The 25,188-nt window shown below is 61.0% G+C and carries 25 protein-coding genes; 14 read left to right on the top strand and 11 right to left on the bottom strand.

The window, feature by feature from the left end; genetic code table 11:
* Window positions 1–96 precede the first annotated feature (96 nt).
* Complete coding sequence (locus MOV63_RS02685; RefSeq protein WP_247031489.1) at window positions 97–543, bottom strand: hypothetical protein; 447 nt, start codon at window positions 541–543, stop codon at window positions 97–99.
* A 163-nt stretch (window positions 544–706) separates the two neighbouring features.
* Here MOV63_RS02685 and MOV63_RS02680 point away from each other — a divergent pair, with 163 nt between their 5' ends.
* On the top strand, window positions 707–1,366 hold the full coding sequence (locus tag MOV63_RS02680) for a TetR/AcrR family transcriptional regulator (protein ID WP_247031487.1): 660 nt from the start codon (window positions 707–709) through the stop codon (window positions 1,364–1,366).
* Window positions 1,367–1,451: 85 nt separating this feature from the next.
* Here MOV63_RS02680 and MOV63_RS02675 read toward each other — a convergent pair whose 3' ends face one another.
* The 7 genes from MOV63_RS02675 to MOV63_RS02645 all read right to left on the bottom strand — a co-directional run bounded on the left by MOV63_RS02675 (window position 1,452) and on the right by MOV63_RS02645 (window position 10,004).
* Window positions 1,452–3,017: a diguanylate cyclase domain-containing protein gene (locus MOV63_RS02675; RefSeq protein WP_247031485.1), complete on the bottom strand. Its 1,566-nt coding sequence runs from the start codon at window positions 3,015–3,017 to the stop codon at window positions 1,452–1,454.
* 426 nt (window positions 3,018–3,443) lie between these two features.
* Window positions 3,444–4,700, bottom strand: a complete 1,257-nt coding sequence (locus MOV63_RS02670; protein WP_247031483.1) for an MGH1-like glycoside hydrolase domain-containing protein — start codon at window positions 4,698–4,700, stop codon at window positions 3,444–3,446.
* A gap of 19 nt (window positions 4,701–4,719) precedes the next feature.
* Window positions 4,720–5,778: an ABC transporter ATP-binding protein gene (locus MOV63_RS02665; RefSeq protein WP_247031481.1), complete on the bottom strand. Its 1,059-nt coding sequence runs from the start codon at window positions 5,776–5,778 to the stop codon at window positions 4,720–4,722.
* A 13-nt stretch (window positions 5,779–5,791) separates the two neighbouring features.
* The gene (locus MOV63_RS02660; protein ID WP_046605761.1) at window positions 5,792–6,649 is read right to left on the bottom strand and encodes a carbohydrate ABC transporter permease; all 858 of its coding nucleotides are present in this window, start codon (window positions 6,647–6,649) and stop codon (window positions 5,792–5,794) included.
* Complete coding sequence (locus MOV63_RS02655; protein WP_247031479.1) at window positions 6,646–7,497, bottom strand: carbohydrate ABC transporter permease; 852 nt, start codon at window positions 7,495–7,497, stop codon at window positions 6,646–6,648. Before MOV63_RS02655 ends, MOV63_RS02660 begins: the two co-directional genes overlap by 4 nt.
* A 180-nt stretch (window positions 7,498–7,677) precedes the next feature.
* Window positions 7,678–8,952, bottom strand: coding sequence for an ABC transporter substrate-binding protein (locus MOV63_RS02650; RefSeq protein WP_247031477.1), 1,275 nt, complete (start codon window positions 8,950–8,952; stop codon window positions 7,678–7,680).
* 41 nt (window positions 8,953–8,993) lie between these two features.
* Complete coding sequence (locus MOV63_RS02645) at window positions 8,994–10,004, bottom strand: LacI family DNA-binding transcriptional regulator (RefSeq protein ID WP_247031475.1); 1,011 nt, start codon at window positions 10,002–10,004, stop codon at window positions 8,994–8,996.
* Between the two features lie 377 nt (window positions 10,005–10,381).
* Here MOV63_RS02645 and MOV63_RS02640 point away from each other — a divergent pair, with 377 nt between their 5' ends.
* A complete protein-coding gene (locus MOV63_RS02640; RefSeq protein ID WP_247031473.1) occupies window positions 10,382–10,900 on the top strand; it encodes a hypothetical protein in 519 nt (172 codons plus the stop codon).
* Window positions 10,901–11,094: 194 nt separating this feature from the next.
* On the opposite strand, the gene MOV63_RS02635 is transcribed toward MOV63_RS02640, so the two are convergent.
* A complete protein-coding gene (locus MOV63_RS02635; protein WP_247031471.1) occupies window positions 11,095–12,003 on the bottom strand; it encodes a dihydrodipicolinate synthase family protein in 909 nt (302 codons plus the stop codon).
* Window positions 12,004–12,020: 17 nt separating this feature from the next.
* Window positions 12,021–12,659, bottom strand: a complete 639-nt coding sequence (locus tag MOV63_RS02630; protein ID WP_247031469.1) for a LysE family translocator — start codon at window positions 12,657–12,659, stop codon at window positions 12,021–12,023.
* Window positions 12,660–12,786: 127 nt separating this feature from the next.
* On the opposite strand from MOV63_RS02630, the gene MOV63_RS02625 reads away from it, so the two are divergent.
* From MOV63_RS02625 to MOV63_RS02590, 8 genes are all read left to right on the top strand, one after another.
* The gene (locus MOV63_RS02625) at window positions 12,787–14,295 is read left to right on the top strand and encodes a PLP-dependent aminotransferase family protein (protein WP_247031466.1); all 1,509 of its coding nucleotides are present in this window, start codon (window positions 12,787–12,789) and stop codon (window positions 14,293–14,295) included.
* Window positions 14,296–14,983: 688 nt separating this feature from the next.
* Window positions 14,984–15,427 (top strand): acetyl-CoA carboxylase biotin carboxyl carrier protein subunit, encoded by a 444-nt coding sequence (locus MOV63_RS02620; RefSeq protein WP_247031500.1) that lies wholly within the window; start codon window positions 14,984–14,986, stop codon window positions 15,425–15,427.
* Window positions 15,427–16,818 (top strand): acetyl-CoA carboxylase biotin carboxylase subunit, encoded by a 1,392-nt coding sequence (gene accC, locus MOV63_RS02615; RefSeq protein WP_247031464.1) that lies wholly within the window; start codon window positions 15,427–15,429, stop codon window positions 16,816–16,818. Before MOV63_RS02620 ends, accC begins: the two co-directional genes overlap by 1 nt.
* On the top strand, window positions 16,815–17,237 hold the full coding sequence (locus MOV63_RS02610) for an acetyl-CoA carboxylase (protein WP_247031462.1): 423 nt from the start codon (window positions 16,815–16,817) through the stop codon (window positions 17,235–17,237). The genes accC and MOV63_RS02610 overlap by 4 nt, the downstream gene beginning before the upstream one ends.
* On the top strand, window positions 17,234–17,941 hold the full coding sequence (gene pxpB / locus MOV63_RS02605; RefSeq protein ID WP_247031460.1) for a 5-oxoprolinase subunit PxpB: 708 nt from the start codon (window positions 17,234–17,236) through the stop codon (window positions 17,939–17,941). Before MOV63_RS02610 ends, pxpB begins: the two co-directional genes overlap by 4 nt.
* Complete coding sequence (locus MOV63_RS02600) at window positions 17,938–18,933, top strand: biotin-dependent carboxyltransferase family protein (RefSeq protein WP_247031458.1); 996 nt, start codon at window positions 17,938–17,940, stop codon at window positions 18,931–18,933. Before pxpB ends, MOV63_RS02600 begins: the two co-directional genes overlap by 4 nt.
* A gap of 28 nt (window positions 18,934–18,961) precedes the next feature.
* Window positions 18,962–19,729 (top strand): 5-oxoprolinase subunit PxpA, encoded by a 768-nt coding sequence (locus MOV63_RS02595; protein ID WP_247031456.1) that lies wholly within the window; start codon window positions 18,962–18,964, stop codon window positions 19,727–19,729.
* Window positions 19,730–19,776: 47 nt separating this feature from the next.
* Window positions 19,777–20,982 (top strand): pyridoxal phosphate-dependent aminotransferase, encoded by a 1,206-nt coding sequence (locus MOV63_RS02590; protein ID WP_247031455.1) that lies wholly within the window; start codon window positions 19,777–19,779, stop codon window positions 20,980–20,982.
* A gap of 36 nt (window positions 20,983–21,018) precedes the next feature.
* Here MOV63_RS02590 and nac read toward each other — a convergent pair whose 3' ends face one another.
* Window positions 21,019–21,924, bottom strand: a complete 906-nt coding sequence (gene nac, locus MOV63_RS02585) for a nitrogen assimilation transcriptional regulator NAC (RefSeq protein ID WP_040124260.1) — start codon at window positions 21,922–21,924, stop codon at window positions 21,019–21,021.
* Between the two features lie 233 nt (window positions 21,925–22,157).
* On the opposite strand from nac, the gene MOV63_RS02580 reads away from it, so the two are divergent.
* From MOV63_RS02580 to MOV63_RS02565, 4 genes are read left to right on the top strand one after another with little or no spacing between them, the layout of a single operon-like run.
* The gene (locus tag MOV63_RS02580) at window positions 22,158–22,937 is read left to right on the top strand and encodes an SDR family oxidoreductase (protein WP_040124262.1); all 780 of its coding nucleotides are present in this window, start codon (window positions 22,158–22,160) and stop codon (window positions 22,935–22,937) included.
* Window positions 22,934–23,641, top strand: a complete 708-nt coding sequence (locus MOV63_RS02575; RefSeq protein WP_040124264.1) for an amino acid ABC transporter permease — start codon at window positions 22,934–22,936, stop codon at window positions 23,639–23,641. The genes MOV63_RS02580 and MOV63_RS02575 overlap by 4 nt, the downstream gene beginning before the upstream one ends.
* Window positions 23,638–24,399: an amino acid ABC transporter permease gene (locus MOV63_RS02570; protein ID WP_040124266.1), complete on the top strand. Its 762-nt coding sequence runs from the start codon at window positions 23,638–23,640 to the stop codon at window positions 24,397–24,399. The genes MOV63_RS02575 and MOV63_RS02570 overlap by 4 nt, the downstream gene beginning before the upstream one ends.
* Window positions 24,396–25,163: an amino acid ABC transporter ATP-binding protein gene (locus tag MOV63_RS02565; RefSeq protein WP_247031453.1), complete on the top strand. Its 768-nt coding sequence runs from the start codon at window positions 24,396–24,398 to the stop codon at window positions 25,161–25,163. The genes MOV63_RS02570 and MOV63_RS02565 overlap by 4 nt, the downstream gene beginning before the upstream one ends.
* Window positions 25,164–25,188: the final 25 nt, after the last annotated feature.

Below are 25,188 nucleotides of genomic sequence, written 5' to 3'. Positions count from 1 at the left end.
AGTTCACCCGATCTCACGTCGCCGCCGCGCATCCATCAATTCCCAATCTCGACGGGACCAATGAATCATGAGAGGAGCGCTCAGGCTAGGCCTTTTTCAACAGCCTGCTAGCCCGAGCGGTCCCGCCTGAAGCTCAACAATGGTTGCCATCGGAAGTTTGGAAAATACCAGATTGATGACGACTTCCACCCCTTCCAGGCTCGCAAGGGCCGCGAAATTGAGAACGAAGGCAATCAACCCAAACAGGCCGGTACGGCGGCCGACGGATAGAAACAAACCGACGATCAGTCCAAGCGCCAGAATTTCGGCAAGGGGTGCGAGAATTTGGGTGAGATTGGTGGTCGCGATCAATCCGCTACGCTTGGCCGCATTGATCAGCAGTATGATTGCACTTCCTACTCCACAGACAGCTGCGACACGGTAAAGGATACCGTCTGAAGCGCCTGACATCGCCGAAAATGACCGGAACCTTGCGCTGGAGCTGGAGACCGTGAGGTTGCCAGATGGTGTAGGCGATAAAGCAGGGGTGTTTTTCGCGAGCATGATGTTTCCTCCATCCGGGAAAGTAGAGAGTTGCGAGGATCGCAAGGTGTTCCAGTTCCCGTCCGTAATCACTGCTTACATTCATTTGTGAGGAGTGTAAACAGCGATTACATTTCTCATGTCGTTGTGATACCGAATGCCATCCAACTGAACGGAAACACCTATGAGCGAAGACCAGGGCAAAGATCGCCCAAGCTATCATCACGGAAATCTCCGGCAGGCGCTGATCGATGCGGCTGTTCAACTTGTCGAGGAGGACGGCCCCGCCAACGTGAGTGTTCGAGAAGTAGCAAAACGGGCTGGCGTTTCCCCAGGCGCCCCTTTCCGGCACTTCAGCAACAAGACCGCTTTGATGACAGCTGTTGCTGAGCAGGCGATGGCGCGTTTTAGGCTGGAGATCGTCAACGCGGTGGAGGCTGTTATCACTGACGATCCGGTTGATCGGTTTGCAGCGGTGGGAGTGGCCTATCTGCGATGGGCGATTCGAAACCCGACACACTTCCAGATCATCTCGACGCGGAGCCTGATTGATTGGGAAAATTCTGAATCTCTACGCCGGGACAATGACGCCGTGCGTCTGCTTGTTGAAGCAGCGATGCTGGAGGCCAGGCGGCGAAATTTGCTTCAGTCAAACGACATCATGGAAACACAAATTGCCGCAAGGGCGCTCGTTTACGGGCTTGCCCGTATGTACATCGATGGTCATTTCGCGCAGTGGGCGATACCCGGACAGACGGCAGAAGATACCGTTCAGACGGTCCTAAAGAACTATATTTCGTCAATCAGGAGAGCCCCGATCACATTGCCAGAGGAGACGATCTGATCGCCGACCGGCGATGGTGGTGGCCGTGGATGCGCAACCGCGAAGGAGCCATGGCGGTATCGCCACCTAACCGGCAACGCAAGGCTCACGACGCGGCGGCGTAGCGGCTGCGGCCGGTCTTTTTTGCCTCATAAAGAGCAAGATCGGCTCGGCGCATCAAAGCGTCTGTCGACTTCGCGTCATGGGGGTATCTTGCCAGACCGATAGAAATCCCGACCTCCAGCATTTGGCCGTCGACGACAATCGGATTGACCATTGCCTTCAACAGGCTTTCAGCCGCGCTGGCGGGATCGTGTTGTCTTGATGAGTGCTTGAACAGAACGACAAACTCATCTCCACCGACACGCGCAAGCAAATGCCGCTCGTCCAGAACCGAGCGGAAGCGTTGCGCCACCGCGTGGAGAAGAGCATCTCCGATCGCATGCCCATGCGTGTCATTAATCTCCTTGAAACGATCAAGATCGACCCACAGTAGCCCAAACTCCTGATTGGACAGCGCCTCTTTTCGCAGCTCGGCATTTAACAGCCTGCGATTTGGAAGTCCCGTCAACTCGTCATGGTTGGCGAGGTAGTCCAAGCGATCACGAGCACGTTTATGATCGCCAATATCGCGAACTTCGACGAGATGTCGCAACGTGTCTCCCGACAGGATCGGTGTTGTGTTGAGCGCAACGTCCACCCGCACCCCATTGGCCGTCTTTAGTTGTCCTTCGGTCTCGTAAAGGCGAGGTGCGTGACGATCGGCGCCTGCCGGGAGTTCAAAAAAGTCGGCAACGGCACGACCTTCGATACTCGACCCTTCACAGCCCACGAGCCGCTCGAATGCCTTGTTTGCCGAGATGACCTCATCATCCTGACAAACAAGGATGCCGATCTGTGCGGCCTCAAGAATGGATCGCATCTGTTGGGCATCGACGGTCGCGTCGTGAGCACGTCGATCAAACATAACCGTCACCAGACTGAAGACCACGATCAATGTTGTGACCACGGCAACGGAGAGCCCAAGGAGAAATTCCGACAGGTTCCCATCCGCAACTCGAAGAGACGGGTCTGTCTTAAGAAGGGCGGCACTCATCGCGGTGAAATGCAGTGTGCAGATAGCTGCACCGAATAAGGTTCCCGCAGAAAGGCGAGATCCGACCGAAGCACGTCGTCGTCCAGCGAATGTCGCCGCGATCACCAGTAAGCTGCCCGCGCAGAGCGAAAGCGCAACGAGAGGCAAATGCCACTCGAGAGTGCCGGCAAATAGCAAAGCCCTCATGCCGATGAAGTGCATGGTGCCAATTGCGCCGCTGAGAAGAAGACCGCCCGCGAGAGCGTTGACAAGACCAGGCGACAGTAACAGGGGCGTTGCGGCTGCGGCAAAGGCAATTGCAAAAATGGCCGATATTGCTGTGAGACCTACATCGTAGCTCACAAACGCAGCAGGTTGAAAACCCAGCATGGCGATGAAGTGCGTCGACCAAATTCCGCCACCCACCGCGAAGGCAGCCACAAATACCCAAACAGTCTTCATACGTCCATGTCGCGCTCTGGCATGGTCGAGGATGGTGAACAGTGCAAAGCCCGAAAAGAGCGCGACAACAATCGCCAGGACGACAAGCGTCGGGTTATGATCGGTGCTGATGCAATCGAGTACACGAATGAACATGTAAAACTCCGCTACTGGCTGAAATCGACTGCTGAGCGGGAGCCATGTCTCACTCGAGATAAAAGGCACTCACGATCAAGGATTATGGCTATGCCGCGGAAACACTGTCGACCCAACGATCGGCGCGGCCCTTAATATTGCTCTAAATTTATAGAGAGATTTTTATGCATCCGGACGCAAGAGGCTGAAAAAATGGAAATGCTTTTGCTCCAAACGGATCGGTATATTCTGTGGAAAAAGCCTGCCGCCTGCCGGTGTTGAGTTCCGATGTTGCGTGACTCCTTTTCCGTTTGCAGCAATTCCTTTCCATCGGGCGTCTCCTGGCATCAGACGGGCACTGGATTTTTTATCTTGCCTGGTGCGCATGTCAGGCAACAAGCACTCGAGTCGTTCGACTATGTCGCAATCTGCCGCTTTCCGCTGATCTTATGTCCACGCAAGCCACATATAAGCGGCGGCGGTCCAGGAAAAGCCGAGGCCGCCGCAGCCTTCGCCCGTTATAGGGTCGAAATATTCGGCAAAACCTTCTGTCTCGATCGCCTCGACCGTCGATCTGCGCAGCTCTTCCGCCGCTTCCGGATGACCGTTGCGCCTGAAGCCGTCGATCAGCAGCCAGTTGATGATCGCCCAGGCCGGGCCGCGCCAGTAGCGTTTCGGTTCCCAGCCTGCGAAACCCGGCTTGGTGGTTGGAAAGGCGACCTTGAGGCCCTTCGACCAGGCCTTCATCTCGTCGACCAGCGCGTCGGCGATACTCTTGTCCAGGTCGAGCGACAGGAGGGGGATGAAGCCTGCCTGTGTCGCGGCTTCGACATCCTCGCCGGAGATCAGGTCGCGGGACACGAAGCGTGACAGGGCCGGGCGCCACTGCGCGAGTATTGCCTTGCGGGTGAGCTCGTTGAACGCGGCGATCTCGGCGGCGTCCTCCGTCCGGCCGAATTCGCGGGCGAGATGTTCGAGGTCCTCGCCGGCCTTCAGCAGGATAGCGGTGGTCTGGATCTCGGCCACCTTGAACGGCGCCTTTTCCCATTGCCTTGCGGGATCCCAGCCGCAGGCGGCATAGGTGTCGACCAGGTGTATGAAGCGGTTATAGTCCTCGTCGCGCGGGCGCATCGAGGCGTTCACATGGCCGGTATCCTTGCGCACGACCGGCGTGTCGGTCGTGGTCGGCACGCGGGCGAGCGCGATGTCCCAGGCCGGCGAGTTGTCGCTGCCGCTTTCCCAAGGATGCAGCAGGGCGACCAGGCCGGTACCTTCCGGATCACGCGCGGAATACCACCAGCGATGCCATTTCAGCGCGGCCTCGTAGAGCGGCAGGGTACGCGCCTCCGCGCCGCTGCCGGCCGCCTCGAAGACCTTGCGCAGCGCGATCGCAAAGACCGGCGGCTGGGTGATGCCGGAGGTCGGGATCGTGTGACGGGTGCGCCAGACGTTCGGACCCGGGAAATAGGTATCGCTCGGCTGATGGAAGACGATATGCGGGATCATGCCGTCCGCCCACTGCCCCTCGATCAGCCGCTCCAGCTCGCGATAGGCACGGTCGGTATCATAAAGCGCGAAACCCATGGCGACGAAGGCGGAATCCCAGTTCCACTGGAACGGGTAGAGCCTGTCGGTCGGCACCGTATAGCCGCCGCGGTCGTTGGCGACGAGAATGCGCTTCGCCTCGGTGATATGCACGTTCATGTCGGGTACTCCGGTATGCTCAGGCCGAAACGGCCGGAAACGACTTGCCGCTTTCGGGCGAAAGCCAGGTAATGCGCTTGCGGTCGAGCTTCAGGCCGATCGTGTCGCCGCTCCTCACGGTTTCCGACGCCGGCAGGATAACCCGCACCGGCTGGTCGTGGATCGAGCCGGTCAGGAGCAGATGCGACCCCATCGGCTCGGCGACCCGTACTTTCATCTCGATCCCCTGCGGCAGCGGCGCGAGTTCCACCGCTTCGCCACGCAGGCCAAGTACGATTTCATTGCCGACATCCTCCGGCACCGCGAGCTGTTCAGCACCGGCCGCCACCCGGCCGTTCGAGACCGGCACCTTGATGAAGTTCATGGGAGGACTGCCGATGAAACCGCCGACGAAACGTGTCGCCGGATGATTGTAGATCTCGACCGGATGACCGACCTGCTCGACGACGCCGTTGTGCATGACCGCGATACGATCCGACAGGCCCATCGCCTCGGTCTGGTCGTGGGTGACATAGATGGTCGTCGTACCCGCCGATTGCAGCACGGTTTTCAGTTCGGTGCGCATTTCGAGCCGCAGCAATGCGTCGAGATTGGAGAGCGGCTCGTCCATCAGCAGCACCTTCGGCTCGACGGCCAGCGCGCGGGCAACCGCCACGCGCTGGCGCTGACCGCCCGAAAGCTTGTTCGGATAACGGTCGAGATACGGCTCGATATGCAGCAGGCCGGCCGCCTTCTCCACCTGCGCCTTCACCCGCGCATCGTCCGCCTTCTGCATGCGCAGGCCGAAGGCGACGTTTTCGTAGACCGTCATATGCGGGAAGACCGCATAGTTCTGGAAGACCATCGCCAGCCCGCGATCCTTGGGCGCCAGTCCAATGATCGACCTGTCGCCGATGCGGACATCGCCCGAGGTCGAGGTTTCGAGACCGGCGATGATGCGCAGGAGCGTGGTCTTGCCGCATCCCGACGGCCCGAGCAGCGAGACAAACTCGCCGTCGTTGATCGTCAGCGAGACCTCCTTCAGCGCCTGGAAGGCGCCGAAGCTCTTGCGGATGCGGTCAATGACAATATTGGCCATGTCGATGGTCCCGTTATTTGGAGGAAATGCCCCAGATCGCGAACAGGTAACGCCTGACCGCGAAGATGAAGACAACGGAAGGGAGAATGAGCATCAAGCCGCCGGCAAAGCGGTAATGCATCGGACTTTCCGACAGCACCGTCAGCAGATAGGCCGTGAGCGTGCGGTTGCGCACCGTCAGCACCGAGGCGGCGAACACTTCGTTCCAGGAGATGACGAAGGCGAATACGGCCGTGGCGACGATGCCGGGCAAAGCCAGCGGCGCGACCACCTTGAAAAAGGCCTGGACGCGGGTGCAGCCGAACACCCAGGCGGCCTCTTCGAGTTCCTTCGGCACGCCGAGGAATATGCCTTGGGTGACAAGCGCCGCAAAGGGCAGCGCCAGCACGGTGTGGATCAGGCCGACGCCGATGATCGTGTCATAGAGCCCGAGCCGGATGAAGGAGACGGTGAGCGGCAGCGCCAGGATCGCCAAGGGAAAGGCGCGGGTGAGCAGGACCAGAAGGCGGTAGCTGTCCTTGCCCCGGAAATCGTAGCGGGCCAGTGCATAGCCGGCCGGGGCGCCCAGCAGGATGGAAAGCGCCACCGTGATGCCGGCTGCCCCCAGTGAGTTGAGAAAAGACTGTACGACGCCTTCTGTTTTCAGGAACAGAATAAAGGGTTCGAGCGAAATCCCGGTCGGCAAGCCCGTCTTCGGCCAGATATAGACGCCCTGGCGACCGCCGAGTGCCCCCAACGCCACCAGATAGATCGGCACCAGAACCCAGGCGCAGAGCGCCGCGATACCGCTCCAGAGGAGCCAGCGGCGGGAGGAGGCGAAGCTTGCGGGACGGGAAGCTGTTTCCGTCGCGCTCATGGTTTCCGTACTCATGACAGGCGCTCCGGATCGACTTTCAGGGCCTTCAGATAGATCAGCGTCGCGGCAAGCGAGATGATCATGATCAGTACCGCGTAGACCGCCGCGACGCTGTAATTCTGGTTCTGGTTCTGCCAGTTGTAGGCCTCACCGACGAGGACCGGGAAATTGCGCCCGCCGAGCGCATAGACCACTGCGAATACCTCGAAGGCGAGCACGGTGCGCAGGATCAGCGCCGATTGCAGGGCGGGCCGGATCAGCGGCAGGGTGATACGCCAGAAACGCGTCCATGGGCCGGCGCCGAAGATCTCGGCGGCTTCCTTGAATTCCTTCGGCACCTGGTTGAGGCCGGCGACGATGATGACCATGACGATCGCCGTGCCGCGCCAGATTTCCGCAACCGCGATGGCGATGAAAAGCGCCACCGGCGTCTGGTAGGACAGCCAGCTCGCCTGCCGGCCGATCACACCGAGACTGAAGAGGAGCGAGTTGAAATAGCCGGTATTCTGCAGGATCGACAGCCAGACAAGGCCGGCAGCAAGATCGGAAATGCCAAGCGGGATGGTCCAGATCCAGAGAATGGTCTCGCGGCCGCGGCCGACCTTGGCGACCATGGTGCCCATGGCGAGCGCGATGGCGATCTGCACCGGCACGACGACGATCGTCAGAAGAAAGGTGTTCCTGACCGAGCGGGTGAAATTGATGTCGGTCACCATGCGCTCGGCATTCGCCAGCGACGGTGCGCCATTGTCCGAGAGAGCCAGCCAGATCGTCTGCACCAGCGGCACGACAAAGAGCAGCGCCAGAAAGGCGACTGACGGCAGGATCAGCAGATAGGGAATCCAGGGTCGGTTCTGGGTCATCGATTGCCCTCGCAAGGGGGCTTTGAGAATTGATCACACATCGACTTGTTCCTCTCTCCCCCACCCGTATCGCGACGGAATCCAGGCATCTTGCAATCCGCTGCTCCCGCTCTTTCGGATTTGGCATCCGGGCATTCGCGCCCGGATGCCATCAGCCTTGGGAGGCTTGTCGGATGGTGCCTATTGAACCGGGCAGGCGCCGTCGCTCTTGGCGTCCGGAGCCCAGCAAGGCGCCTTGGCGTCGGTCATCAGTTTGGCCATGGTGGCGCCCTGCTTGGCGAGCACGTCGGCGACGGGCTCGTTCTGCAGCACGATCCGCTGGAAGGCGTCCATGTAGACCTTGTTGAATTCGCCGCCCTTGTCGCCGAGACCGACCGGGAGAAGCGAGATCACGGCATCCTTGGAGCCTTGCGTCTTGGTGACCGCACCGGCGAGAAGCGCCACGCCCTTGTCGAGGTCCGGCGGCAGCTGGACGTTGAGGGTCGGGAAGAAGCCGACCTTCGAAGCCGTCAGCAGCTGGGTCTTCTCTGTCGTCAGCGTTTCGATGACCTTCGTGGCCCCTGCCGTGTCGGGTGCGCCCTTCGGGATCGCAAGCCCGGCCAGAACCGGCATGTAGCCACGCCCCTTCGGGCCGGCCGGTGCCGGGAAGACGACATAGTCATCCGGGGCGGCCGAGATGGCGTTCTTCAGGCGGGCGACATGGTCCCAGGCGACCATGACTTCGCCCGAGGCCAGGGGCTCCTGCATGAAGTCGTAATTGGTCGAGTTCGGAGTGACATAGGCCCAGAGCGCTTTCAGCTTCTCCCATCCGGCTGCAGCATCTGCATTCTTGAAGGTGCGCACCACGCCGCCGGTGAAGGACGGATAGAAATAGCCCTGGAAATAACGCGCCATCAGGCCCTTCGGACCGGCCGGAAACCCGATCTGCGGCTGGCCGGTGGCAGCTTGCATGTTCTTGCCCCATTCGATCAGCTGGTCGTAGGTCAGCGCATTGATATCCACACCCTTCGGCAGGTATTGCAGGGCTTCCTTCTTGGCGGCCATGACATAGGTCGCCTGCATCCAGGGAATATACTGCTGCGTGGGCTTGCCGAGCTTGCCGAGATCAAGAACCGATTGCGGCATGCCGCCGGCGGCAAGCTTCTTGGCAAGCTCGTCGAGCGGTTCCAACTGGCCCTTGTCGGCGAGCGGCGAAAGCTCGCCATGCAGCGCGCCGACGAGGCTGACCGTGTGCTTGCCGGCCTGCGCTTCGGCCTCCATGCGCACTGCGAACTGCGGCGGCTCCTCGACCACGTAATCGACCTTGCCGGCATCCTTCAAAAGGTCCTGCCGGACCACGGTCGCCTCCTCGATCGGGCGAAGCTGGGTGGATACGAAAACCGTCTGAGCAAACACCGGCGAGGCAAACGCCAGCACGGTCGAAGCCAGAATTGTAAGTGACACGATATGTTTCATCTTCTCCTCCTTCATTTTATTCGTCTTGAATGCACTGCTGTCTATGCGGCCACGGGCGGGCGGCGGTGGCTGTCGCGGTCGACAAATTCGATCGCGTGAAGCTCCTGAAGGTCTTCGGCGGGCTCTCCGGCGATGGCGCGCAGGAGCAGCGACGCGAAGGTCGCGCCGAGGTTCTCGCCGGTCATGCGCATGGTCGAAAGCGGCGGGCTGGTGAAGGCGCCCATCGACAGGTCGTCATGCCCCACGATGCTGATCTGGCTGCCGCCGTCGACTTCGCGCAGTGCCCGAAGCGCGCCGATCGCCATTTCGTCGGTGGCGCAGACAAGGGCCGTCGGACGCGACGGCTGGCGCAGAAGTTCCAGCGCTGCGAGATAACCGCCCTGTTCGAGCGGCGCTCCTTCGGCGCAGAGATCGGTCGCAAGCCCGCATTCCTCCATCGCCGCCTGCCAACCGCGGCGACGGACATGCGCGAAGTAATATTCCTGCGGTCCGGCGATATGGCCGATGCGCCGATGCCCCGCTGCATGGAAGCGCAACGTTGCGGCGCGGAACCCGGCAAAACCGTCGCCGTCGATGAACGGATGGGGAATCAGGCTTTCGGTGCGGCCGTTGGTGACGAAGGGAATGCCCCGCGACTGGAGGTATTCGACGCGCTCGTCCTTTCGTTTGGTGCGGACCAGCAGCATGGCATCGACGCGGCGCCCGTCGACGAAGCGCTGGCATATTTCAAGTTCGCTGACACCCCGCGGCACAGGCGCGATGACGAGATTGAGACCGGCCGTAGCGAGATGTTCGGCGCAGCCTGACAACATGTCGAGGAAATGAGGAGGGCCGACGTGGCCAGGGTCACTCGGCAGCGTCACGGCGACCAGTTCCGCGCGCTGCTTGCGCAACCGACGAGCGGAGGCATTCGGCCGATAACCTGCGGCCTCTGCCGCCTCGCGAACCCGCTCGCGGGTGGCCGCGGACACGTCGGAATAGCCATCAAGTGCTCGGGACACAGTGGTAATCGACAGTCCGAGCGAATGTGCCAGCTGTTTCAGATTTGCCAAGATCTTCCTCCCGAATTGAAATAAACATCCTCCAAAACGTTTTGGGAGTCAACCAAAACGTTTTGGAGGCTTAGCCCGGCGCCATCGCCGGCCCAGCCGGCGGTACGGCCAGGTTTTGTCGGACGGCGCATTGCTCATGGAAATCTCGAAGAAAACCATTAGCCGGCAGTCTGAAACTGGGCGGCTTATTCAATGGGTTCTACGATTTAGACGGCTCTTTGGCAGTGGTCGCCAGTTCTATTCCCTCAGGAGTTTAAGGCAGGCTGAACGTTGGTCCGCGCCAATGTCTACGTCCGCCTCCGAGGCGGTCGGACGAGCCGCCATCGTTGTCCCTCCATAAGCTTCGTGGTAAGCGCAAGCCGTTCCTGGAGGATCACATGCAATTTTCGCTTCAGACCGTGTTGATGGTGGCGCAGGCGCTCGCGAGCATCTCAACGCCCATCGCTATACTTCTTGCCATTCGGCAGTTTCGGCTGGTTCGCCGGCAGGCAAAAAAGCAATCCGACACTGCCGCCGTCAACTTCATCCTGCAGGCAGAAGGTCAGTTCGACCGCGCTATGGAAACGCTCATCAATGCTCCCCCAGCAGTTATCAGGCAGGCTTATGCGCCCGAGATCGACCCTTCCTGGAAGGACGAGGATCTGGCAGCCTTTATTTTCATGAAGCGACTGTTTGGGCAGGTTTCGCGCATGGTCTTTATTGCCCATAACCAGGCCATCGATCTCGGCATGTCGCAGAAGGATCGTGACGACCTGATTGTCGATTGGGAGAATACATTGCTCAAGTATCGGGAGCACCCGATCATGCGTCGGATTTTTGAAAACGCCATGCGCAACCAAGACTACAACCGGCATATGCTGGCCATCTGCCGAAAGATATTCGACGGCTCCTCCTGAGTGTCTCCGAACTAAGCGCCGTTCCGTTCAAGCCGCCCGCCGGCCGGGCATTCACCTTGCTCATCGTTCCTTCTGCTCGCCGTACCTTTTCAGGTGCAAGGTCGAGAGCCGTGACCACGCCTTCTTCCGGCTCGGAACCTCGGCTGAGTAAAGGCAGTAGATAAATGAAAGATGTCCCAACCGCGCCCGGGACGCTAAAGCCTCTGCCGGCCCGCGACCTCGATCATCTCCAATGCCAGCCTGACGTCATCTCCGGCGTCGTTCGGCAACGGCAAAATCGGACGCGGCGGCTGCACATGCGCCAGACCCAGAAGGTCCGCAATGACGAACATAACGCGGAAGCTGCCGTGGCGTTTGAACAAGGTCCAGAGCGGTTCGAAAGCTTTGTTCAACCGCGCGGTCTCGACAATATCGCCGGCGCGCGCAGCACGCGTCAGCGCAAGCGCCGGGCCCGGCAGCAGGCCTGCCGCAACGCTGTACCAGGTGTCACATCCGGCAAGCAACGCATCGACCGCCCCCCAATCGCCGCTATATCCGATTGCGAACCTGTCAGGGGTGACCTGCCGCAGGCGTGCGAGTTCTCCCGCGTAATCGTCACCGGCCGCCAGGGGCATTTTCACGGCGACGATGTTGGACACCTCCGACAGCCGGGCGATCAATGCCTCGCTGAATGTGAAGCGTGTGGTGCTTGGATTGTTGTAGATGCACAAAGGCAATTCCCCCGCCTCGGCCACAGCGACAAAGTGTTGAAAGACTTCGTCCTCGTGCAGGGGAACGTATGACATGGGCGCCAGGAGCAGACCGTCGGCGCCAGCGGCTTTGGCATCGCGCGCCAAAGCCTGAGCGTCGTCGGTGCGCAATGCTCCTACACCCACCACAAGAGGAGTCTTGCCGCCAATACATTCAACAGCAACCGCGACGGCACGCTTGCGCTCTTCCTTCGTGAGGTATGCATAGCCGCCCGTACTGCCGAGCAACCCGATGGAATCTGCTCCCGCGTGATGGATACGCTCGAGAAAGCGGGCCAGCGCCTCGGCGTCAATGCGCCCCTCAGCATCGGTCAGGGTCAGGGGAAACGCAGACAGGCCATTGAACATATTCATTATCCAACCTTTCCAAACTAAATACGGGAGAGCAGCATGCGCAGCCCCGCGAACGCAAAGAACAGCGACAGCAGGCTTTCGATCCAACGGCGGCAGCGGCGGTACAGAGCCACCATCGGCGCTGTGGAGAAGACAATGGCGTAGCCACAGAAGATCACGACGCTCAAGACGGCGCAGCCACCCAATATGGCGGCGATGCTTTCCCACGAAGAACTCGGGCCGATGCCCAGCGTAACCAACGCGATCCATGCCAGCACGGATTTCGGGTTCGCCAAATGCATCAGGAGGCCCCGCTGGTAGAGAGCAGCCCGAGAAAGAGCAACGTCATCCGCCGACATGCGTGCCGCCAGCTTCTCGTTCGACGTCAGCGCTGAACGTCCGGCCTTGAAGGCGAGGAACAGCAGATACAAGCCCCCGAAAATCTGGAGAACGATCAGGGCCTGGGCATACCTGGCCAGCAAGGCGGAGATGCCCGTCGAGGCCATCAGACCCCAGAAGATCGAGCCGCTGACAACGCCGGAGGCGAGCATGAGCGCAGCACCTCTGCCACGAGCCATCGCCACGCCCATGATGCGCATGTTGCTCGGGCCGGGACTACCAGCGGCGATGACATATGCGGCATAGACTATGAGCAACTGATGCAGGTCGGAATTCATTCCTTGAAGCCCTTAAATCTATCCAGCATCGAAAGATGCAATTGCTACCGGTGACGATTGTCTTGACTGCAAGCGACCTATTGCAGTTCATTGGCACAAATTAAACTGCCAGTTTTGGAGATTTTCATTGGTCCAGTACGCAGAAGGGTCTCGCAGGACCGGAGCGACGCGCCGTATCTATCATTCCCTGCTCAAGCAGATCGAGGCTGGCGTCTATGGTGTCGGTGACGCTCTGCCTTCAAGCCGCTCGCTTGCGGAAGAACTGGGTGTTTCGAGGACGACGGTGACCGCCGCATTCGACCAGCTTGTTTCGGAGGGGTATGTCCGGGTACAGCAGGGACGGAAAGCGTGTGTCGCTTCGGCAGGGCGGGTGAGCCAGGTGGCTCCGCCCGACTGTTCGGCGATCCCCGCCCGCCGGCTTTCGGCCTATGCAACTCGTGCGATGGCTCTGCCGCCGAACAGCACCGCCGGAAGGCCGCCGCTCAAATTCGATTTCCGCTACGGCGATATTGCGGCAGAGGATTTTCCAAAGGCCCCGTGGCGAAAAGCGCTGAATACCGCCTTCCTCAGGCATCGCGACAGATTGGGATACGATGATCCTGCTGGAAGCCTATCCTTGCGGGAGGCGTTGCAGGGGTATGTCTGGCGCTCAAGGGGCATCAGCTGCGATCTCGGCCAGATCATCGTTGTGAACGGATCGCAGCAGGCGCTGGACCTCTGCGCTCGGGTCCTCGTCAATCCCGGAGACGGGGTCGTGGTCGAAGATCCGTGCTATGCCATGGCCAGGAACGTGATGCATGCCGTCGGAGCAAACATCCTTGCCGTACCTTGTGGCGCTCAGGGCATAGATACCACGAAGCTTCCCGAGGTTGGCGACATCGCGGTCGCCTATGTGACGCCGAGCCACCAGTTTCCTCTGGGAGGAGTTTTACCTGCTGCGCATCGCCAAGCCTTGATGGAGTGGTCCATGGCGGCGAACGCTTATGTCATCGAGGATGACTACGACAGCGAGTATCGGTACGATGTCAGCCCCATCCCGCCCCTCTATCTCTCTGGGCAAGGGCGCGTCATCTATGTCGGAACGGTCTCAAAAACCCTGTCGCCGACGCTCCGGCTCGGATACATCATACTTCCGCATCCACTCGTCGAAGCCTTCATCGAATGCAAGCGGATTGCCGATCGGCACACATCCACGTTCGAGCAGGAGGCGCTCGCCGCGTTGATCGAGACCGGTGCTTACGAGCGGCATGTCCGCAGGATGCGGAGGCTCAACGCCGAGCGACGCGCCGTATTTTTAGCGTCGATGGCCAGCGCTTTTATGGACGACATCGAGATCGTCGGCACGACTGCCGGACTTCACGTGGTCGTCTGGTTCAACACCATCTCCTACCGACAAGAGGCGCGTTTCGCGGATATTGCCCGAAGCCACGACATTGGAATCTATCCTATCGCTCGCCTGTTCTCATCGCCGAGCGATGAACGAGCCGGATATATCTTTGGCTATGCGTCCATGTCTGTCGATCAACTCGCCAAAGGAGTGGAAAGGTTGCATCGCGCATACCTCGGCTTCATCGGCGAAGGGGGGCCTCCAGGCGGGCAGGGGAGCGACAACGGGAAGTTTTCGACCGTCGTATAGTTTCCACTGGCGGCTACGTGACGCATCCTCTGTTCTCTGACTTCGAGAAGAGACGTCTTCCGATGGAGGGTCGATTTCCGGATCGACCACACACCCTTTTCGCCTGATCAGGTCCTGGCGGCCGCGAGACCGTGCAAGACAAGATCAAGATGGGCCTCGATATATCTCGGCGTTTCAAGATCGAGACGACCGTCGTGGATCAGTGTTTCGACAATCAAGGCCAACGCAGGCGCAAGTATGACGCGTGCAACCGCCGCAGGCCCGTCCCGAAACTCACCCTGACGGATACCTTCATCAATGAGCGCCTGCCCCGTGACGAGGATCGGCTCGACGAGTTCTGCGTAGTGATCACACGATCGCTATGCCGCGCTTGCCCGGTTTGGTGGCGAGCTTGTCAAGGCGGAGGCGCGTGCCCGAGCGAGCGGAGACGTTGGCGTATTGGTCTTCGATGCGGCGGGCGCGGCTGTTGCAAGTCCTTTCAGGCTCGCCGGGCAAATTGCCCGGCAATGACGTCGCCTTCTCCCGGCACGCATCCGGCTGTTTCGTTGACGCGTGCGAGGGCTCCGGTTGACGGTCATTGAAACTTCTTCTGACCCCATCTCGCGATTGGCATGTTACGCAATGGCCAGCCGATCCAGATCCGATTTCCGTGGATTGCGATCGGCATTCCGAAATGCCGAGCACACTGATGGACCTGTCGAAAATAAAGACGCTGATCGATTTTGTCGGACGATCGAATGTGACCGAGTTGTCGGTCACGGAAAAGGACGTCACGGTCCGGATCTTCCGCAACGCGGGCCATGCAGCAATCGTCGTTCCGGTTTCGGATCCGGACGACACCGTGGCTGCGGCAGCGAAGCCTGTTTCCGGCTCGTCGCCTGCGGCCTCGGCAAAACAGGCTTTTCAGCTGAAGGCACCGGTCTTTGGCATATTGCATCGGGCATCCGCTCCCGGACAGGAGCCGTTCGTCAGGATCGGCGATCTCGTGGAAGAGGGGCAGACGCTTTTCATCATCGAGGCCATGAAGGTTTTCAATACGGTCGCGGCGCCGCTTGCGGGTCGCGTTGCGCGGCTGACCGAGATCGATGGTGTGGAAGTTGAAGTCGGCGACGTGCTCGCGGAGATCGCGTAATGGGCGAACCTCCCAAAAACACCGCCTCGGCCAATCGCCGCTTCGATACCGTCCTGATTGCCAACCGGGGAGAAATCGCCCTTCGCATTCAGCGCGCCTGCCGCGAGCTTGGTCTGAAAGCCGTAACGATCTGCTCGGAGGCCGACCGGCAGGCGCCATTTGGCAAGACGGCCGACAGCGTTCTGTGTATCGGCCCGGCGAATGCCGCGAAAAGTTATCTGAACAAAGATGCCATCATCCTCGCGGCAGAGCTGACCGGTGCCGGTGCAATTCATCCCGGCTACGGTTTCCTGTCGGAAAGCGCGGCCTTCTCGGAGGCCGTCGAAAAGGCCGGTCTTGTCTTCATCGGGCCGGATGCTTCGTCGATCTCGACGATGGGCGACAAGATATCGGCAAAGCGGGCGATGATCGCTGCGGGCGTTCCCTGCGTTCCCGGTCCCCAGACGGCGCTGCCCGACGAGCCGGCGACCGTCGAACGGACTGCGCAGGAGATTGGTTATCCCGTCATCATCAAGGCTGCAGGCGGGGGCGGCGGCCGCGGCATGCGCGTCGTGTCCGAGGCCGGCGCACTGCATGAGGCAATCGCGCTGACCCGCGAGGAAGCGCGTCAGGCCTTCGGCTCTCCCGCGCTCTACATGGAGAAATTCCTTCAGCATCCCCGGCATATCGAAATCCAGGTCCTGTGCGACGTCCACGGCAATGCCATCTGGCTGGGGCACCGGGATTGCTCGATGCAGCGGCGCCACCAGAAGGTGGTCGAGGAGGCCCCGGCGCCCGGCATCTCGCCTGATCTGATCGGACCGGTCGGCCTTGCCTGCGTGGCGGCCTGCCGGCAGATCGGCTATCGTGGCGTCGGAACGTTCGAGTTCCTCTATGAAGACGGCGAGTTCTATTTCATCGAGATGAACACGCGCCTTCAGGTCGAGCATCCGGTCACGGAAATGACCAGCGGCATCGATATCGTCCATGCCCAGATCAACGCCGCCCAGGGTATTCCGCTCGAGTTGCGGCAGGACGATATCCGCTGCAGCGGCCATTCGTTCGAGTGCCGCATCAATGCCGAGGCTCCGGAGAGCTTCCTGCCGTCGGCCGGAACCATCACCGAGCTTGCGCTTCCCGAAGGGCCGGGCGTGCGGGTGGACACCCATATTCACGCCGGCTATCGGGTCTCTCCCTATTACGATTCCCTCGTCGCCAAGCTGATCGTCCACGCTCCGACGCGGGCCGAGGCAATGGCAAGGATGCGCGAGGCGCTTGCCGGTACGAGGGTGGAGGGGATTTCCACCAACCTGCCATTCCTGCGGGCGCTCTTCGAGGACGAAGCCTTTGCTCGGGGCGAAACGGACATCCACTACCTGGAGAAATGGCTCAAGCAGCGGAGAGCCGCATGAGCACGATCGATTTCAGTGATCCGGCAACAATCGCCGCGCTGACGGAAGCGCTGACGGCGGCTGGTGTCGACGGCCTCGAGGTTTCCGGTCCGGTTGGGCAACTTCGCCTCGTCGTCTCGAAGGGCGAGGGGCCGCATATCCGTTTGACAGGCGGCATCGGGGCGAACCAGGCCAAAGCGGTGACCGTCAAGGCGCCGATTGCGGGATGCTTCTGCGCCATCCATCCTTCGGTTTCCGAGGAAACCGAGACACTGCCGCGCAGGGTTTCCGACAAGGATGTCGTCGGCTTTATCCGCATCGGATCTGTGCTGCTTCCCGTTCCGGCTGGCCGATCCGGCTTGTTGGCGCGGCGGCTGGCGGAGCCCGGCGCACTGGTCGGATTTGGCGATCCCCTGTTTGAAATCGAGCCCCAGCCATGATCGCCACGTCAAAGCCCCTTGTGTCTTCGCACCAGATCGTCACGGCGACGAAAGGCAGGGCGCGCGTTTCCTTCATTGGAGGGCGCTCCTTCCTGCTCGAAGCGGCGGGTGAATTCGATCTGCCGGCACAGCGTTTCATCTGGGCGCTATCCCATGTGGTCAGAGATTGGGCGGATGTCGCGGAAGTGATACCAGGCATGACAAACCTGCTGGCGATCTTCACGGCAACGCCCGAGGATCCCGAGTTCATCGTCGGCCGACTTCTGGAGGCCTGGGACAGCGTCCCCAGCCTCGATCTCTCCGGAAAGACGATCGAGATCTCCGTCCATTACGGTGGTGCCTATGCGACTGATCTTGCGGCGGTCTGTGATTTTTCCGGTCTGAGCGATCGGGAGGTGGTGCGCCTCCATCACGATGCGACCTATCGGGTCTTTGCGCTCGGAAGCGCTCCCGGTTTCGGTTACCTGCATGGCCTCGATGCCCGTATCTACATGCCCCGCAAGACGGTTCCGTCGCTCAAGATGGAAAAGGGCTGCGTGACGATCGGCGGAATGCAGACGGGCGTCGCGATGCTGACCGGCCCGAACGGGTGGAATTCCATCGGCTATGCCGATCTGCAGATGTTCGACCCGACGTCTTCCACGCCGGCCCTCATGGCACCGGGCGACACGGTGCGCTTCGTGCCGGACAGGATCGAGCTATGATCGAAATCGTCGAAACCGGTCCCTTCAATACGGTGCAGGATCTCGGCCGCCCCGGCTATCGCGATATCGGTGTCTCCGCCGGCGGCGCGATGGATCCGCTCGCGGTCAGGATCGGCAACATCCTCGTCGGCAACCCGCAGGATGCGGCTGCCATCGAGATACAGATGTTTCCCTTCAAGCTGCGTTTCGAGGTTCCCACCGTGTTTGCCGTCACGGGCGCCGATGGTCAGCCACTGCTCGAGGGCCGGGCATTGCTGTCGTGGTGTGCGTATCGGGCCGAGGCTGGACAGATCCTCGAGCTGAAACAGCCGCCGAAGCTTGCACGCGCCTATATCGTGCTCGGCGGCGGGATAGACGTTCCCGTTCTCATGGGCTCGCGAAGCACGGCGCTGCGTGGTGGATTCGGCGGCAATGCCGGCCGGCCGCTCATGAAGGGAGACCGGATCGAGGTCTGTGCCCTTCCTCAACCTCTTCCGCTTCCGGCAGGCGGTATCGCCGCGGTGGCGCCGGCGACCGCGTTGCGCGACGCGTTCCCCGTAGCGGATGACGGTACGCTGCTCATCCGCGCCATTCCCGCCGGAGAACATGAGCTCTTCGCCGATGACGGCGAGGCTTTCTGGAGCCAGGTCTGGAGGATTTCGTCGCGCAGCGACCGCACGGGCTACCGTCTTTCCGGCGCACCGATCAAGCCGGTGAAGACGGTCGAAATGCGCTCGCATGGCGTGGTGCCCGGCGTGGTCCAGGTACCGCCGGGTGGGGAGCCCATCATCCAGATGAGCGACGCCAATACGGCGGGCGGTTATCCGAAGATCGCCGGCGTGATCGAAGCCGATCTGTGGCGGCTTGGGCAGGCGCGTGCCGGCAGCCGACTGCGGTTCGTGCGCTCGACACATGCCGAGGCCCGCGCGGTCGAACAGATAGTCTCCCGGTATGTCGAGGACATCGAGCGGACATCACAAATGGTCAAGCGCGCCTTGAAGGCGATGACCTGACGCCATTCGCGATCAGATGGAGGACGCGATGAAGATTGATCTGAATTCCGACATGGGCGAGGGCTTCGGCCCCTATCGTCTGTGCGACGACGAGGCGATGATGCAGGTCGTATCGTCGGCCAATATTGCCTGTGGTTTTCACGGCGGGGATCCGGACACGATGGCGCGCATGGTGCGCCTTGCCAAGCAGAACGGCGTGGGCATCGGCGCACATCCGGGCCTGCCGGACCGGGCCGGTTTCGGCCGGCGCGAAATGCCTTACCAGCCGGACGAATTGCGCCAGCAGATGCTGTACCAACTCGGCGCCCTGACGGCGATCGCCAAGGCCGAGAACATGACCGTCGGCCATTTCAGCTTTCACGCGGCCATGGGCAACATGGCCAATCGGGATCCCGCGCTGGCGGACCTGCTGATGAATGCCATTTCGAGCGTCGATCCGAACCTCGTGGTGTTCGTGACGCCGGACAGCGAAATCGAGAGGGCCGCGAAGCGCGCCAGGCTGAAGACGCTGGCGCTTTTCCTGGCCGACCGCGCCTATGACGCCGGCGGCAAGCTCGTCGCCCGCGGGTTGCCGGGTGCGCTGGTCAAGGAGGAGGAGGCGGTTCGTGCAAGGGTGCGCCGGTTTCTGACCGATGCGACCGTCGAAGCGATCGACGGGACGATCATCGCCATGCCGGCTCGCTCCATTCTCGTGCACAGCGATACGCCTGGCTCGCTTGAGCTTGCCCGGATCGTCCGCAGCGAAATCGAAGCTTCCGGCGCGACGCTCGCGCCTGCGGCCGAACTCGCGTCCTGACCGGATGCCTGCCATCACAATTTCCGTTTCACCGAGAGACCAAGTCAATGCCGTCCATCGCCGACCGCCTGAAGAACGTTTCCATACCGGCGTCCGCCGCCATGACCCAGCGCGCCCGGGAACTGGCCGCCAAGGGCATCAAGGTCGTCAGCCTTTCCTCCGGGGAACCGGATTTCCCCACACCGGCCCACGCGATCGAGGCCGCTCACGTTGCAGGACTGGGTGGCGATACGAAATATCCGCCGATCGATGGTACGTCGGAGCTGAAGGCCGCGATCGCCAGGAAGTTCAAGCGGGACAACAATCTCGTCTATGACGCCAGCCAGATCGTTGCGTCGGCTGGCGGCAAGCAGACCATTTTCAACGCCATGCTCGCGACCCTGAATCCGGGCGACGAGGTGGTCATTCCGACCCCTTCCTGGGTAAGCTACGCGGATATCGTCCATTTCGCCGGTGGAATACCCGTCGCGGTTCCCTGCTTCGAGCAGACCGGGTTCAAACTGCATCCGGAGGATCTGGACGCGGCGATCACGCCACGCACCAAATGGCTCATCCTGAATTTCCCGAACAACCCCACGGGCGCGGCCTGCTCGCGGGCCGAGATGGCGGCGATCGCGCAGGTCATGCTGCGGCACCCGAATGTCTGGATCCTGACCGACGACATCTATGAGCATCTGGTCTATGACGATTTCGAATTCTGCACCATCGCCGAGGCCGAACCCAGGCTCTACGACCGCGTCCTGACGATGAACGGCGTCTCGAAAGCCTATGCCATGACCGGCTGGCGGCTGGGCTTCTGCGCCAGCGGTTCGAAGGAACTGGTCGCGGCGATCAGCAAGGTCAACTCCCAGAACGCCGGCGGCATCACGACGGTCACGCAGGCCGCCGCCATCGCAGCCCTCGACGGCCCGCAGGATCTGCTTAAGGAGCGTGCGGCGATCTACCGGGAACGGCGCGACTTCGTCGTAGCAAGGCTCTCGGAAATCGAAGGCCTGCGCTGCCACAAGCCGGAAGGGGCATTCTACCTCTATCCCAACATGTCGGGCCTGATCGGCAAGACCACGAAGGGCGGGCGGAAGATCGAGACCGACGTCGATTTCGTCATGGGCCTGATAGAGGAACACCATGTCGCGACCGTCCAGGGGGCGGCCTATGGCATGAGCCCGTATTTCCGCATTTCCTATGCGACCAGCATGGAGATGCTGAACGAGGGTTGCGCGCGCATTGCCGAGTTCTGCAAATCGATGCACTGAGATGAAGTGCCGACTTCCGGCTCGGAAATAGCTTGCTCAGAGTTTCAACCGCTCGGTCAGTTCGACAAGAATGTCCCGGACGGCAAATGCCGGTTCCGACAACGAGTTCTGGTCGGACGTGCAGAGCGAAAGCGTTTCCTCTATCCGGGGCGATACGACCCGGCAGACGAGCGGTTCGCTCGACTCGGAAACGATGCGATCGGCAATGGCCTTCGGCATGATCGTCGCCCCGAGCCCATTTCCGACCGCGCGGGCGAGGGTGCGCACGATTTCCACTTCCGCCACGACCTTGAGATTGATCCTGCTGCGGGTGAAAGCGGTATCGATGGCGCGGCGCACGAAATTATAGGCCGGTGGCAGCAGCATCGGCATTCCATCCAGGGCGCCGAGCGGCACGGGTTTCGAATCCGCCTCGATCGCGAAGTTGCGATGCGCGACGAGATAAAATTCCTCGCTCAGGATCGGTTCGAAGCGAACGCCCTTGATCGGCCCGATACCATGGATCAGCGCCATTTCCAGCCGCCCGTTCATGATCATCTGGCTATAGGTCTGGCCGACGCTTTCGGTCAGGTGAAGCAGAATGCCCGGATGCCGCTTGCGCGTTTCCGCCAAGAGATCGACCGAGAGCGTCGCGGCACTGCTGAACGGCACGAGGCCCACCGAGACCCGGCCCGCCAGTGAATTGCCGGCGGCTGCGGCATCAGCCTGCGCCTGTTCCATCTGCCGCAGGATGATCTGCGCGTGCCTGTACACCGCATGTCCCGCATCGGTCATGCTGACGCCCTGCTGGCTGCGGATCAGCAGTTTCTGGCCGAAATGCTCCTCGAGCGCCGCAAGCTGCTGGCTGAGCGCCGGTTGTGCGAGGTGAAGGATATCGGCGGCGCGGGTGATGCTGCCGCTGTCGACGATGACGATGAAGGATTTGAGGCGCCTAATATCCATGGGGTCGGGTGATGCTCTATTCCGCAGGCCTATGTTTTGCAGACATGCCCGCCTTTGGCAATGCGGCCCTGCAGGATGGCCGCCTACTCCGCCACAAGGAATTCAAGACCTTGGGGCTGGGCGCTCGCCATCCGGCAAGCTCCATAAAACTTGCTTATTACTCCAGAAATAATCGGTCTTAGGCAAGCCGTTAAAGCTTCGATACTGTCCACGCCAACAACAAGGGGATCAGAATGTCATTCTCCGATTACAGGACCGCACTGGTCACCGGCGCATCGTCCGGCATCGGCGCTGCCGTCGTCGAACGTCTCCGCGCCGAGAATATCGAGGTGCACGCGATCGCTCGTAGTGCTGATGCCCTCAATGACCTCGCCGAGCGTACGGGCTGTATCGCGCATGTCATCGACGTCACCGACCGTGCCGCGATCGCTGAACTTGCCGAGAGCGTCCAGTTCGACATTCTGATCAACAATGCCGGCGTCGATCGGCCGAAGAAGTTTCTGCAGGCGGATGCCGAAGACATCGATCTGCTGGTCGACGTCAATCTGCGCGCGGTCCTGCATATCTGCCGCCTGATCGTTCCTGGCATGGTCGAGCGCGACCGCGGCCATGTCGTCAACATTTCCTCGATCGCCGGCAACTACAATTTCGGCGGCAATTCCATCTATCATGCGGTCAAGTCCGGCGTCGCCATGCTCTCCAATCAGCTCAGGATCGACGCATTCGGCAAACGCGTCCGCGTGACGGAAATCTGCCCGGGGCGTGTCGCGACGGATATTTTCAACCACGTGCACGGCAACGATCCGAGCGTACGCGAACGTTTCATCGACGGGTTCGAGCTGCCGCAGGCATCCGACATCGCCGACGCGATCGCCTTTGCGATCGCCGCACCGGTTGCCGTCAATATCGGCCATATAGAAATCACCCCGACATTGCAGGTGATGGGCGGGCTGCAGACTGCCAGGCCCGAAACCTCAGCAGCCGTCTACCAAGCTGAAGGCGCGAAGCGGTGACCGGCTTTGATCTATCCGCGATCCTGACCAATTCCGACTATCGCGCGATGCTGCTGCACGGCATCGAGACGACTTTCGCCATCTATGTCGGTTCGTGGCTGCTGGCGATGACGCTTGCGATCCTGCTGCTGGCGTTCCGCATGTCGCCGGTCAGGATCGGCGAGCCCATCGTCAAGGCCTACATCTCCTACCATCGCAACGTGCCGACCCTGGTGCAGCTGATGCTGTGGTATTTCGGGATATTCACGCTGCTGCCGCAGGGCCTGGCGAATTGGCTGACGGATCACAATGCGGAGGCGATCTTCGCCATCATCGGCCTTGGACTGTGCCAGGCAGCTTATTTCAGCGAAGACCTGCGGTCCGGTTTGCGCTCCGTCAGCCCGGGCCAGATGGAAGCCGCCAAGGCCCTCGGTCACGGCTATATCTCGGCCCTGCGCTTCGTGGTCATGCCGCAGGGCGTGCGCAATGCCTTGCCGCCGCTGATCAATCACAGCGTTTCCCTGTTCAAGAACAGCAGCCTGGCGATCGTCGTCGGCGCTTCGGAACTGACGCACGCGGTCAAGGAGATTGAAAACCTCAGCTTCCGGACTTTCGAAATCTACCTGGTCGGCACCGTCCTCTACCTGTTCTTCTCGCTCATCATCATGGGGGCCGGTGCTTATCTGTCAATGCGCGCTGATCCGGCTCGGAGAGCGCGCGCATGATCCAGGACATCATCACCATCATCCATGACTATTGGCTGCTCCTTCTGATCGGGCAGTATCCCAACGGGCCGCTGGGCGGGCTTGCCAATACGATCATCCTCTCCCTGCTGGCGATCCTGCTTGCCTTTCCGGTCAGCATCCTGCTCGCCCTGGCACGCCTTTCAAAATGGCGGGCGTTGAGATGGCCGGTGACCGGCCTCGTCTACGTCACCCGGGGTGTGCCGCTGCTGATGCTCATTCTGTGGTGCTATTTCCTGGTTCCGCTCTGGACCGGTGCCGACGTACCAAGCTTCCTGATCATGCTCGTGACGCTGGTCGTCTACGAGGGGGCGTTCCTGAGCGAAGTGGTGCGGGCTGGCATCGTCTCGCTGGGCCAGGGGCAGATGGATGCGGCAAGGGCGCTCGGCCACAGCCATCTCAGCGCAATGCGCTTCGTGATCCTGCCGCAGGCGCTCTACAACATGATCCCGAGCATGATCTCGACATTCGTCTCGACGATCAAGGACACGACGCTCGGTTACGTGATCAACGTGCCGGACCTGACCTTCGCGGCAAGCCAGGTGAACAACCAGCTGTTCACCCAGCCCTTCCAGGTCTTCATCATCCTGGCTGCCGTCTACTACGTGCTCTGCTGGAGCCTGACCTATGTGGCCAACAGCCTCGAGCGGCGCATTGCACGCCGCCGCGCAGGTCCGCGCCGCAACGCTCGCCTGGCCACCGAGGCCGTCCCCCTCAAAACACTTGTGGAGCAGCCATGACGATGCCAGTTTCCCCGCTGCAGGATGGCCAGGCCATCCGCCTTTCGGATGTCTGCAAGAGCTACGGCGATTATCCGGTCCTGCGCCACATCAACGCCGAGGTCGGCCGCGGTGAAGTCGTCGTGATCTGCGGACCATCCGGTTCCGGCAAGTCCACGCTGATCCGCACCGTCAACCGGCTGGAGGAAATCAACAGCGGATCGATCAACTTCGAGGGCCAGAATATTCATGCCCCGATGCGCGGACGCGAACTGAACCGGCTGCGCAGCAGGATCGGGTTTGTGTTTCAGAGCTTCAACCTGTTTCCGCATCTCTCGGCGGTCGAGAACGTCTCTATGTCGCCGATCCGGGTGAAGGGCGTTTCTGCGGACGTCGCTCGCGACAAGGCCATCAAGCTGCTCGATCGTGTCGGGCTTGCCGACAAGGCGAATTCCTATCCAGGCCAGCTATCCGGCGGGCAGCAGCAGCGCGTGGCGATTGCCCGGGCACTTGCCATGGAACCGCCGGTCATGCTGTTCGACGAGCCGACCAGCGCGCTCGACCCGGAAATGGTGGGCGAGGTGCTGAGCGTCATGAAGAGCCTGGCTGCCGACGGTATGACCATGCTCTGCGTCACCCATGAGATGGGCTTTGCCCGCGATGTCGCAGACCGCATCTGGTTCATCGATGCGGGCGAGATCCTCGAAATGGCGCCGCCCAAGGATTTCTTCCAGAACCCTCGTCATCCCCGAGCCCAGCGGTTCCTGTCCGATCTGCGCCATTGACCAATCAAGACATCATAACAAGGAG

It is taken from the genome of Neorhizobium sp. SHOUNA12A (genome assembly GCF_023006505.1).
Classification (GTDB): Bacteria; Pseudomonadota; Alphaproteobacteria; order Rhizobiales; family Rhizobiaceae; genus Neorhizobium.
This window is presented reverse-complemented; position numbering and strand designations above follow the sequence as displayed.